The sequence below is a fragment of the Aestuariibaculum suncheonense genome (assembly GCF_014596935.1).
GTDB lineage: Bacteria > Bacteroidota > Bacteroidia > Flavobacteriales > Flavobacteriaceae > Aestuariibaculum > Aestuariibaculum suncheonense.
Window position 1 is genome coordinate 20817 of the sequence record NZ_JACVXC010000004.1, and the last position, 12431, is coordinate 33247.

At 36.0% G+C, this 12431-nt stretch carries 11 protein-coding genes; 6 read left to right on the forward strand and 5 right to left on the reverse strand.

The window, feature by feature from the left end; genetic code table 11:
* Positions 1–93 precede the first annotated feature (93 nt).
* The gene (locus tag ICJ84_RS11190; protein WP_188216499.1) at positions 94–1854 is read left to right on the forward strand and encodes an aromatic amino acid hydroxylase; all 1761 of its coding nucleotides are present in this window, start codon (positions 94–96) and stop codon (positions 1852–1854) included.
* Here the strand turns inward: ICJ84_RS11190 and ICJ84_RS11195 are convergent, their stop codons facing one another.
* The 4 genes from ICJ84_RS11195 to alaS form a co-directional block, all read right to left on the reverse strand.
* Entirely contained in the window at positions 1855–2607 is a 753-nt protein-coding gene (locus ICJ84_RS11195; RefSeq protein ID WP_188216500.1) for an enoyl-CoA hydratase/isomerase family protein, read from the reverse strand. It abuts the gene before it with no gap.
* A gap of 35 nt (positions 2608–2642) precedes the next feature.
* Positions 2643–3257, reverse strand: a complete 615-nt coding sequence (locus ICJ84_RS11200; RefSeq protein WP_188216501.1) for a DUF4230 domain-containing protein — start codon at positions 3255–3257, stop codon at positions 2643–2645.
* A 597-nt stretch (positions 3258–3854) separates the two neighbouring features.
* Positions 3855–4802, reverse strand: coding sequence for a GSCFA domain-containing protein (locus tag ICJ84_RS11205; protein ID WP_188216502.1), 948 nt, complete (start codon positions 4800–4802; stop codon positions 3855–3857).
* A 40-nt stretch (positions 4803–4842) separates the two neighbouring features.
* The gene (gene alaS / locus ICJ84_RS11210; RefSeq protein ID WP_188216503.1) at positions 4843–7455 is read right to left on the reverse strand and encodes an alanine--tRNA ligase; all 2613 of its coding nucleotides are present in this window, start codon (positions 7453–7455) and stop codon (positions 4843–4845) included.
* Positions 7456–7674: 219 nt separating this feature from the next.
* Here alaS and ICJ84_RS11215 point away from each other — a divergent pair, with 219 nt between their 5' ends.
* The 5 genes from ICJ84_RS11215 to ICJ84_RS11235 all read left to right on the forward strand — a co-directional run bounded on the left by ICJ84_RS11215 (position 7675) and on the right by ICJ84_RS11235 (position 10963).
* Positions 7675–8646, forward strand: a complete 972-nt coding sequence (locus ICJ84_RS11215) for a M23 family metallopeptidase (protein WP_188216504.1) — start codon at positions 7675–7677, stop codon at positions 8644–8646.
* Positions 8646–8975: a MerR family transcriptional regulator gene (locus tag ICJ84_RS11220; protein ID WP_188216505.1), complete on the forward strand. Its 330-nt coding sequence runs from the start codon at positions 8646–8648 to the stop codon at positions 8973–8975. The genes ICJ84_RS11215 and ICJ84_RS11220 overlap by 1 nt, the downstream gene beginning before the upstream one ends.
* A 130-nt stretch (positions 8976–9105) precedes the next feature.
* Entirely contained in the window at positions 9106–9702 is a 597-nt protein-coding gene (locus tag ICJ84_RS11225) for a LemA family protein (protein WP_188216506.1), read from the forward strand.
* 5 nt (positions 9703–9707) lie between these two features.
* Positions 9708–10145: a TPM domain-containing protein gene (locus tag ICJ84_RS11230; RefSeq protein WP_188216507.1), complete on the forward strand. Its 438-nt coding sequence runs from the start codon at positions 9708–9710 to the stop codon at positions 10143–10145.
* Between the two features lie 5 nt (positions 10146–10150).
* Positions 10151–10963, forward strand: coding sequence for a TPM domain-containing protein (locus tag ICJ84_RS11235; RefSeq protein WP_188216508.1), 813 nt, complete (start codon positions 10151–10153; stop codon positions 10961–10963).
* 62 nt (positions 10964–11025) lie between these two features.
* On the opposite strand, the gene der is transcribed toward ICJ84_RS11235, so the two are convergent.
* Positions 11026–12330 carry a ribosome biogenesis GTPase Der gene (gene der / locus ICJ84_RS11240; RefSeq protein WP_188216509.1) on the reverse strand — a complete coding sequence of 435 codons (1305 nt, stop codon included), beginning with the start codon at positions 12328–12330 and terminating at the stop codon, positions 11026–11028.
* Between the last annotated feature and the right edge of the window lie 101 nt (positions 12331–12431).

Below are 12431 nucleotides of genomic sequence, written 5' to 3' on the forward strand. Positions count from 1 at the left end.
TTCATAAAGTTGCTTTTTTGTTTTATTTAACATCGGTCTTTCTTGCTTGTTTTCTATTATTTGTATCTTTATTTCACAACTAAAACGAAAAACATGACATTAAATACTATTGAGTCTAATCCTATTCTAGATCGCTTACCCAAGCATCTCTTACAATATATCAAACCTCAAAATTACAATCACTACTCAGCCATCGATCAGGCGGTTTGGCGTTATGTGATGCGTAAAAATGTAGACTTTTTAAGTTCTGTAGCACATAATTCATACCTGGAAGGCTTAAAACAAACCGGTATTTCCATTGATAGTATCCCAAACATGTACGGCATGAATCGTATTTTAAAAAATATAGGTTGGGCTGCCGTTGCAGTAGACGGATTTATTCCTCCCAATGCCTTTATGGAATTTCAGGCTTACAATGTTTTAGTTATTGCGAGCGACATCAGACAATTGGAACATATTGAATACACACCTGCGCCTGACATTATTCACGAGGGTGCCGGCCATGCCCCTATTATTGCGAATCCGGAATACGCAGAATATTTGCGTCGGTTTGGAGAGATAGGTTGTAAAGCCATTTCGTCGGCTAAAGATTATGAACTTTATGAAGCCGTCAGACATTTATCTATTATAAAAGAGGCCCCTAATTCATCAGAAGAAGCCATTGCACAAGCCGAAAAGCATGTTGAAGAATTACAACAAAACATGGGTGAACCGAGTGAAATGGCGCTGATTAGAAATTTGCATTGGTGGACTGTGGAATACGGCTTAATAGGCACTGTTGAAAACCCAAAAATTTATGGAGCCGGGCTGTTATCGTCCATTGGAGAAAGTTCCTGGTGTATGACTCATGCCGTAAAAAAACTGCCGTATACCATTGAAGCCACTTATCAGGATTTCGATATTACCAAACCGCAACCTCAACTTTATGTTACGCCAAATTTCGCACATTTAAGTCTGGTTTTAGAGACCTTCGCCAATACCATGGCATTACGTAAAGGCGGGCTTATGGGTGTTAATAAATTAATTGCTTCAAACGCTTTAGGAACTATAGAATTGAGTACCGGTATTCAAATTTCCGGGGTGCTTAGTGAAGTTATAGAAGACAACGGCTTACCGATTTACATTCAAACTACAGGTCCTTCGGCTCTAGCCTATCGAGAAAAAGAACTCGTGGGTCATGGTACACTTACGCATAGCAAAGGATTTGGTTCGCCTATTGGGAAACTGAAAGGTATCAATCTCGCTATTGAAGACATGAGCCCCAGAGATTTAAAAGCTTATAATATTTTTGAAGAAGAAGTCGTAACACTAGAATTTGAAGGCGATATTATCGTTTCTGGTGAAATCATAACAGGGAAACGTAACCTGCAAGGAAAAATCATTCTAATTAGTTTTAAAAACTGTACAGTAACACATCACTGTAAAGTATTATTTAAACCGGAATGGGGCGTTTATGATATGGCTGTTGGAAAATCGGTAGTTTCAGCTTTTTCAGGGCCAGCCGACTTAAACAGTTTCGATTTGATTACGCACAAACCAACATCTGAAACCATTCATATTAAAAAATCGGCAGACCAATTAAAACTAGAAGGGCTTTATCAACAGGTTCGTGATTACCGGGAAGGCAACAATAAAACTATTTCACGTACTAAAGTTTTGGATGAACTCATTGAAAACTTCCCTAACGATTGGCTACTACCTATTGAACTTTATGAATTAGCTTTCAAAGGTAATGAATCGGTGTTATGCGAACGCATCTTGAATCATTTAGAGCACATCAAACAGAACAGACCACAAGTAGGCAAACTAATTGATGACGGTCTTGAAATTATTAAAAATACAGTAAACGTATAATTATTTAAATCGTTGTAAAGTGTCTTTGGTGAACTTGCTCAAAACAAGTCTTCCGCTAATTTTAGCGCGTTCGGCAAGTAAGGTATCCCAGTTTTCAGTATGTTCCCAAAGTACTTTCTTCATTTGTTGCAGAGCTTCCGGATTATAGCTTGCTAATTTTTCTGCAAAGTTTTCAACCGCTTTATCTAAAGCAGAAATATCATCAAACACTTCTGCAAAAAGTCCGTTAGTTTTTGCCCATTCTGAAGTAAAAAAAGTTTCCGCATTCAAGGTCATATGTGACATTGCATTTAAACCTATTCGTCTGCTAACCGCAGGTTCTATAACAAACGGACCAATACCAATACTTAATTCACTCAGCTTAACAGATGCAAATTGAGTTGCAAAGCAATAATCGGTTGCCGCAGCTAAACCAACGCCTCCTCCAACGGTTTTACCTTGCACCCGGCCTACTATAAGCTTAGGACATTTACGCATCGTATTAATCACTTTCGCAAAACCAGAAAAAAATTGTTCTCCGGTTTCAGCATCTTCAATTGCAATTAATTCATTAAAACTGGCACCGGCACAAAAAGTTCTGTCACCACCACTTTTTAAAACCAGAACAGCAATTCTTTCATCTGTTCCAGCTTTTACAATCGTGTCTTCTAATTGTAACAACACCTCACTTGGCATAGCGTTGTGCTGCGGATGATAAAATTCGATATATCCTACCTTATTTTTGACTTCTAAAGTTACGTAAGCTTGATTCATGGGTTTACCTTTTCAGGATGAAGATACACAAAAAACTAAAGTTTCAAATTTTTAAGTCCGTCGCTTTTAAGAATTGGCGAGTTATCATATTGTAGTGTCCACCCTAAAGAATTGGTTAAAATATAGAGTTTAGATAATTCACTTACCAATCTGTTCTTAGCATTTTCCTTAATTTCTGAAGCTTCAATCTTCTCCTTCAAAGATTTATTAACAATGTTTTTTATGGAATTATAATCTTTCGCTTCAAAAGGATTGAAAAATCCAAACTGAACATCGTAATATTCTATATCAGGATAAATTTTAACTTCTTCTTCCGGAATTCTTAAAATGGTTAAAATTTTATGTTCTTCATCAATTTCAAACTCCAGCTTACTTAAATCGTATGCCACGGTAACATCGGCATTAACGACAACCAACGCCGTTTTTTCAGAAGTAAAATAATCGCCTAATATTTCTTTAGAATTTTTGTAGTTGTAAATTTCACTAAAACGTCCTTCGGTAACCACCAATTTACCTACATTTTTAATTTCCTTTTCAATTAGGGCACTATGCTCCTTAAGCGTTATTTCTTCCTGACGCTTATCTTCACAATACTTAATAACCAATAAAACGAATAGAGTAATAAAGACTCCCAATAATATTTTTCGCATGTCTAAAATTAAATATTATTTTAGAAATACATCATAGCTGGTTACGAAATATTTGGGCAAAAAAAATACATTAGTTTTCTTCGACATATAAAGCCTAACTAATGTAATTTTGATTAATAGCAGTACAAAGATAGAAGTGTAATTTAGAAATTAGATTAAGTAAACATCATGCTTATTTTAATTTAAAATTAACTTTGCTTTATACATCTCTAACTAATAAAATTAAGATGAAAAACATTAGTTTTCCTTCGACATAAAAAGCCTAACTAATGTAAAAAATCAACTAATTCTAAACAGTTGTAAAATTACATAGTTTATGACCAACGACTATTACGCCTAAGTTATAAAATAGTTATTCGTATTTAAACAGAAAAAACATCAATTGTGTAATCGTCTTACCGATTATTACAATTGATGTTTCTAATATGAATTGATTAATAGCCTAATAAAATTAGTTTATTTTGTAACATCCCTAAGAACTTTTCGATGAAGTGTTATAAAAAAAGACCATCCGCAAAAATTTTAACTACTTGTTTTACAAAGGATTAACACTAGAGTTTTATCCTACACAATCAATAGGGTTTATACTATTAAATTTTAAAATTTAATATAAGAAAAATTAGACTCTAGAGTTTCCTTTTTAGCTTTAAGACGTTCTAAAAAGGTTTTATGAGCTTCAGAATTCGGGTTGAACGGTTTATGTTGTAATCCTTTTTGAACATCATTAACGGCATCCATAGTCTCTTTTGCGTCATTTGAAACCCACACGGAAACAAACTTTTTCCAAATATAATCAATCGCTACAGAACTTGGATGCAACATATCATCGGCATAAAAACGATAATCACGAAGTTCGTCCATCATAATTTCATACGACGGAAAATAAAAAACTTCTTTTTGATTAACTAATTGATGAATCGCTGATATTAAATGCGCCTTACTTTGGGTATTCTCTACAAAACCATCTTTTATATGACGTACTGGCGATACGGTAAATATGATATTTGTTTTTGGATTCACAGATTGAATGCTGCTTTTTATATGTTCTAACGATTCCCGAACCTCATCGCAAGTCAATAACACTTTATCAAATTGCTTTTGCGGTACTTTATGACAATTCGCTACAAAAGCTCCAGTTTTTTTATAACGATACGCCCAGGCTGTTCCTAAAGTAATGATAACATGTGTTGAGCTGCAAATCTGTTCTCTAGTTTGTTTAATCGTCTCATTCAAATTTTTTAACAAATCCTCTTTTGATGGGTGACTCAACTTTGAATGCGCATCAAAACAATGCCATTGTTCATTGTGAAATAAGAGGTCTGATTCTGTGTAATTTTCATTCTGAATCGATCTGCGTACTAAATTTTCAATAGCTTTGGGATTAAACAAAATACCTAACGGATTTTGAAGACTTCTGAATTTAAAATAACTGAACTTTTCTCCTATGTTTTCAACAAAACAAGAACCTAATAACAAAACATTTGAATGATAATCAATAAGACTATCTGTTTGTGGTTTTAATGGTATTTCCGTTTGAAACTTCATATAAAAAAAGATTCCCGCTTACGCGGGAATACCAATATTATTAAGCAATAAAATCTTTAGCTTTTTCCAAGGCTTCCTGAATACCTGCTGGATTTTTACCTCCGGCAGTTGCAAAGAACGGTTGGCCACCGCCACCGCCTTGAATATACTTACCTAAATCTCTAACTACCTGACCGGCATTTAAACCTTTGTCGGCTACTAAGTTTTTAGAAATATAACAAGACAATAAGGCTTTACCATCATTTTCGGCTGCTAATAGCAAGAATAAATTATCTACTTCGCCTCCAAGTTCAAACGCTACATCTTTAATTCCTGAAGCATCTAAATCTAACTGCTTCGCTAAAAACTGAACACCATTAACCTCGGTAAGTTCACTTTTAAGTTCACCTTTAACATTCTTAGCCTTATCCTTTAATAAGGCTTCGATTTGCTTTTTCAAGTTGTTATTTTCATCCTGTAAATTCTGTAAAGCTTTAACCGGCTCTTGAGCATTGTTTAGTAAGGCTTTCATCTCTAAATACGCCTGGTTATTATCGAAATAAAATTCTTTAGCGGCATCGTGTGTAATAGCCTCAATACGACGAATACCGGCAGCTACAGCACCTTCAGAAACAATTTTAAAATGCCAGATATCAGCTGTGTTCTTCACGTGAGTTCCACCACAAAGTTCGATTGATTGTCCGAAACGAATCGCACGAACAGTATCACCGTACTTCTCACCAAATAAACTCATGGCACCTTCAGCAATCGCTTCTTCTTTTGGAATGTTACGCTTTTCTTCTAAAGGCAATTTACCTTCGATACGTGCATTAACAAAGTTTTCAACATCACGTAATTCTTCATCAGTTAATTTCGCAAAGTGTGAAAAGTCGAAACGTAACGATTTGCTTTGTACAGCACTACCTTTTTGCTCAACATGAGTTCCTAAAATTTCACGTAAGGCCTGGTGCAATAAATGTGTTGCAGAGTGATTTGCCTCTGTACGCGCACGCTCTTCATCATCTACAATCGCTTTAAAAACATCATTTACATCTTCTGGCAGCTCTTTTGCAAAATGGATGATGACGTTATTCTCTTTCTTTGTATCTAAAATATAAGTCACATCGCCATTAGCTGCTTCAATATACCCTTTATCACCAACTTGTCCACCGCCCTCTGGATAAAACGGTGTGATATTAAATACCAGCTGATACATTTCTCCATCTTTTTTCGAGACGACTTTTCTATATCTGGTGATTTTTACGTTTGCCGTTAACGTATCGTAACCAATAAACTCTTCGTCGGCATCATCATATAAAATGGTCCAGTCGTCTGTACTCATTTCACTTGCTGCACGAGAACGTGTTTTTTGTTTTTCAAGCTGAATTTTAAACCCTTCCTGATCTAACTTCAAGCCTTTTTCGTTTAGAATTAGTGCGGTTAAATCGATGGGGAATCCGTAAGTATCATATAATTCGAATGCTTTTTCACCCGAAACAGTATCGTCAGTTGTTTCTTCAACAATACGGTTTAATAAGACTAACCCTTGTTCCAACGTCCTTAAGAATGAGTTTTCTTCTTCTTTTATAACGTTTTCAACAATTTGCTTTTGCGATTTAATCTCAGGGAAAGCGTGTCCCATTTTTTGAGCCAAAACCTCAACTAATCGGTAAATGAATGGTTCTTTTTTACCTAAAAAGGTAAATCCGTAACGCACGGCACGACGTAAAATTCTACGAATTACGTAACCTGCTCCGGTATTACTTGGCAACTGACCATCGGCAATTGCAAAAGCAACAGCACGTACGTGATCTGAAATAACGCGAATGGAAATATCGATTTTCTCATCTTTACCATATTCTTTATGCGTAATCGCTTCAATCTCTCTAATGATTGGTGTAAATACATCGGTATCGTAATTCGATTGTTTTCCTTGTAATACCATACATAAACGCTCGAAGCCCATACCTGTATCGATATGTTTGTCCGGAAGGCTTTCTAAACTTCCGTTAGCTTTACGATTGTATTGCATGAATACCAGATTCCAGATTTCAACCACCTGCGGATGATCCATATTTACTAAATCTTTACCGGGTATTTTAGCTTTTTCTTCAGCCGAACGAATATCAACGTGAATTTCACTACATGGTCCGCATGGTCCTTGATCTCCCATTTCCCAGAAGTTATCCTTCTTGTTCCCCATTAAAATACGATCTTCAGGAACAAACTGTTTCCAAAGCTCGTAAGCTTCGGTATCCATACCTAAACCATCTTCCTTATCACCTTCAAAAACGGTTACATATAAAATATCTTTATCAACCCCAAACTCTTCTGTCAACAACTCCCAAGCCCAAGCAATAGCCTCCTTTTTAAAGTAATCACCAAAACTCCAGTTTCCTAGCATCTCAAATAAGGTATGGTGATACGTATCGTACCCAACTTCTTCTAAATCGTTATGCTTTCCTGAAACACGTAAACACTTTTGCGTATCGGCTATTCGGTTGCTTTTAGGCACAGCATTTCCTAGGAAATACTCCTTAAAAGGCGCCATACCCGCGTTGATAAACATTAGGGTTGGATCGTCTTTTAACACCATAGGTGCCGATGGTACAATAGTGTGCTTTTTTTCTTCAAAAAAACTTAAAAACTTAGATCGAATATCTTGTGACTTCATTTATATAAAATGGTTACTATGTTTATTAAATTACATTAATTACAAAACAAATTTTTATCTTTACTTCCTTGACAAAATCAAACTTATAAAAAGTACTTTACATTTGCTATCATTAGGTTTCACTTATGATAATAATTCAAATGTTTAGTCGTTTGTTTTAATAAAAAACAAATTCGAATTGCTTTTAATATAAAGTGCAAAAATAGAATAAATTAAGAAATGAGTAAGGTAAAATATTATTACGATTCAGAATCGTTATCTTATAAGAAAATAGAACGCAAAAAAAGAACCACGTTCACCTATGCTTTTGTGTTTATATTAGGGTCTGCTCTTTTTGGTTTTCTGTTTGTTTTTATTGCCAGTCAATACATCGAATCACCTAAAGAACGCGCCTTAAAGCGTGAACTTCAGAATGCGCAATTACAATTTGAATTACTAAATAAAAAAATGGCTGAAGCCGAGGCCGTTTTAACCGATATTGCCGAACGCGACAATAATATTTATCGCGTGTATTTTGAAGCTAACCCCATTCCAGAAGAACAACGTAAAGCTGGGTTTGGAGGGATTAACCGGTATAAAAACTTGGAAGGTTTCGATAATTCGAAGTTAATTATTGAAAGTAATAAGCGTTTAGATATCTTACAAAAGCAGATTGTTGTTCAGTCGAAATCACTTGATGAAATCACTAAACTGGCCGAAGAAAAAGAAAAATTACTGGCTGCAATTCCCGCTATTCAACCGGTAAGTAACAAAGAACTAACACGTATGGCTTCGGGTTATGGTATGCGCTCAGACCCCTTTACCAAAGTTCGAAAAATGCATTGGGGCATGGACTTTACAGCTCCTCGAGGCACACCTATTTATGCAAGTGGCGACGGCGTTGTTGAACGTGCTGACAATGGCTCTAGTGGCTACGGAAACCATATTCGTATTAACCACGGCTATGGCTATGTGAGTTTGTATGCCCATTTGTATAAATACAATGTTAAAAAAAATCAGAAAGTAAAACGCGGTGACCTTATTGGTTTTGTGGGAAGCACCGGACGCTCTGAAGCACCGCATTTACACTACGAAATATTTAAAGACGAACAACGTATAAACCCTATTAATTTCTACTATGGAAGTTTAACCGCTGAAGAGTTTAACGAATTATTAGAACACGCCTCAATGGAAAACCAATCATTAGACTAATGCATATAGAACTACCTGAAAAACGCTATTACAGTATTGGCGAAGTTGCTAAGGCATTTAATGTGAATACCTCGTTAATTCGCTTTTGGGAAAAGGAGTTTGATGCGCTTAAGCCTAAGAAAAACGCCAAAGGCAATCGAAAATTCACACCTGAGGACATAAAAAACCTGAAGCTTATTTATCATTTAGTAAAAGAACGTGGCTTTACATTAGAAGGCGCGAAAATACACTTAAAAGAAGGCAAAAAAGATACGCTATCTAATTTTGAAATTATAAGTAAACTCGAGGATGTTAAAAACCAACTTATAAAAATAAAAGAACATCTTTAATTTTTTGCTTCAAGTAAACTTCAGTATATAAATATCGATTATCGAGAAAATCTTTTTTTAATGAAGTAACATTCATTAAAAAAGTGCGTCTAACATTCATTAATTAAAAACACATTAAAATTATATAATTATGAGAAAGTGGTTGCCGTGGATTATTGTTGCAATAATTGTTTTCGGATTATACTCTTGGGGTAAAGGCTTTAACAATACAGCTGTTACTCTAAATGAAAATGTTGGTGAAGCCTGGGGTAATGTACAAACCTCTTACCAACGCAGAAACGACTTAATTGGAAATTTAGTAAACACTGTTAAAGGTGCAGCCGATTTTGAACGTAAAACCCTTACCGATGTTATTGAAGCACGAGCAAAAGCGACATCTATCAGTATCGACCCAAATAATATTACACCTGAGCAATTGGCGCAGTATAACCAGGTACAAGGAGGCTTAAGTGGTGCCTTAAAAAGTTTATTAGTAACGGTTGAACGTTACCCTGAATTAAAAGCCAATCAGAATTTCTTAAAGCTTCAGGATGAATTAACAAGCACAGAGAACACGATTCAAACTGCCAGAACGCGTTATAACGAAGCAATTAAGCCTTATAATGTGCATATCAAAACGTTCCCAAACTCACTATTGGCAGGCATCTTAAATTTTGATAGTAAACCATATTTTGATGCTGAAGTAGGTGCGGAAAAACCTGTAGATGTAGAATTCGATTTTAAATAAAAGCCATGTCTAAAGTAGAAGATTTCCTTACCGAAAGCGAAGAACAGGAAGTCGTAGATGCTATACGCAAAGCCGAATTAAAAACTTCAGGTGAAATTAGAGTACACCTCGAAAAAACGTCAAAAGGTGACGCCTACAAACGTGCTTTGGAAGTTTTTCATTTATTAAAGATGGATAATACCAAAGAACAGAACGGTGTATTAATTTATGTCGCTGTTGAAGACAAAGCGTTTGTGATTTGTGGCGATAAAGGCATTAACGATGTGGTGCCTACAGATTTCTGGAATAGCACCAAAGACATTATTCAGTCGCATTTTAAGGCCGGTAATTTTAAGCAGGGTCTGGTTGATGGTGTTTTAAAAGCCGGTAAAGAACTGGAAACACATTTTCCGTGGCAACATGGCGATGTAAACGAACTTTCAAACGACATTTCAAAAGGCTAAAACACATGCAATTTCTCATATCATTAAACCATTTGAAAGCGTCAGTAATAACACTTCTACTAACATTATTTGTTTGTTGCATTGGATTTGCGCAATTCGATATTCCGCAGATTCCTAAAGAGCAAACCAGTGTTTACGATTATGTGGGTTTACTTTCTATTAACGAAAAATCGAACTTAGAGCGTAAGCTCATTAAATATTCAGATACCACCTCTACACAAATTGTAGTTGCTATTATTGGTTCAACCAAAGGTGAAAATATTGGATTATTAACGCCGAGATGGGCACATAAATGGGGGATTGGTCAAGCGAAGGAAGATAACGGTGTTTTTATTTTATTAGCTAGAGACGATCGACAAATATGGATTTCTCCAGGATATGGCGTTGAAGACCGTCTTACAGCCGGAATTGTTGGTGAAATCACAAGAAACGTTATCATTCCTGAGTTTAAATTGGGGGATCATTATCAAGGTTTAAACAAGGGTACTGATGCCATATTTGATGTTCTTACCGGAGCTTATAAAGGCACACGAAAAGCAGATGCTAAAAAAGATAATTCCTCAAAGTTCTTTTTCATATTAATCATTATCATCTTTATCGTTATTGCACTTTCCAAAAACAAGCGTGGTGGTGGTAATAATCATAGAGGCGGAAACAGACATGGCGGTTTCGATATCTGGGATGCCATCATTCTGAGTAATATGGGACGTGGCGGATTTGGCGGAAGCTCCGGCGGAGGTTTTTCCGGTGGCGGTGGATTTGGAGGCGGCTTCGGCGGTGGCGGATTCTCAGGAGGAGGAGCTGGAGGCAGCTGGTAACAAAACATAAAAAAAGCGCTGAATGGTATTCAGCGCTTTTTTTTTATTATATCTATTAATTATTACTTCTTACGCATATAAACACTTACAGGAACCCCTGTAAAATCGAAGTGCTCACGAAGTTTATTTTCTAAGAAACGCTTATAAGGATCTTTAACGTATTGCGGCAGGTTACAGAAAAAAGCAAACTGTGGTTGCGGCGTTGGTAACTGCATGACATATTTGATCTTAACAAATTTACCTTTATAGGCCGGTGGCGGATAGTTTTCAATAAGTGGTAAAAAGATTTCGTTAAGGGTACTCGTTTTAATTTTCTTCGTACGGTTTTGATATACCTCTACAGCCGTTTCAATGGCCTTGTAAATACGTTGTTTGGTCATTGCTGAAATGAATACAATTGGCACATCAGTAAATGGTGCAATTTGTTTTCTAATCGCTTTTTCGTATTCTTTAGTCGACTTGTGGTCTTTCTCTACCAAATCCCACTTATTCACTAAAATTACTATGCCTTTACGGTTACGCTCGGCTAACCAAAAAATATTTTGTACTTGTCCGTCGAAACCACGATTAGCATCAAGCACTAACAAACATACATCGGCATGTTCGATAGCACGCACACTTCGCATTACCGAATAGAATTCTAAATCTTCTTTCACTTTAGATTTACGGCGAATTCCAGCCGTATCCACTAAGTTAAATTCAAATCCGAAACGATTATATTTTGTATCAATAGCATCACGCGTTGTTCCTGCAATATCGGTAACGATATAACGATCTTCTCCAATTAAGGCATTGATAAACGAGGATTTCCCTGCATTAGGACGACCAACAACTGCAAATCTTGGTAATTCACTTTCTTCCACTTCTTCCTTTTCAGGTAAAGCAGCAACAACAGCATCTAATAAATCTCCTGTTCCACTACCGTTAATAGATGCTACTGTAAAATATTCTCCTAAACCTAAGGAATAAAACTCTACAGCATCTTCGGCACGTTTCGCGTTATCGACTTTATTAACCACTAAAAACACTGGCTTTTCAACACGTCTTAACAGCTTAGCAACGTCTTCATCCATTCCGGTTACACCAGATTCAACGTCTACCATAAAGATAATCGCATCGGCTTCATCGATAGCTAATTCTACCTGTTTATCTATTTCAGCTTCAAAAACATCATCACTACCAACAACATATCCCCCGGTATCAATAAGAGAAAACTCCTTTCCATTCCAGTCGGTTTTACCATAATGTCTATCTCTGGTCACCCCGCTTACGGCATCGACAATAGCTTCCCTACGTTGAATTAAACGATTAAAAAAAGTGGACTTACCAACATTTGGACGACCTACTATAGCTACGATATTGCTCATGTGTATATTGTAAAACAGTCGATTAGACTGCTGATTTATTAATTCTGAAATTTTTTGCAAAAATAGGAAATATCCACTAGCTAAAGTGCTTTTTCACAAAA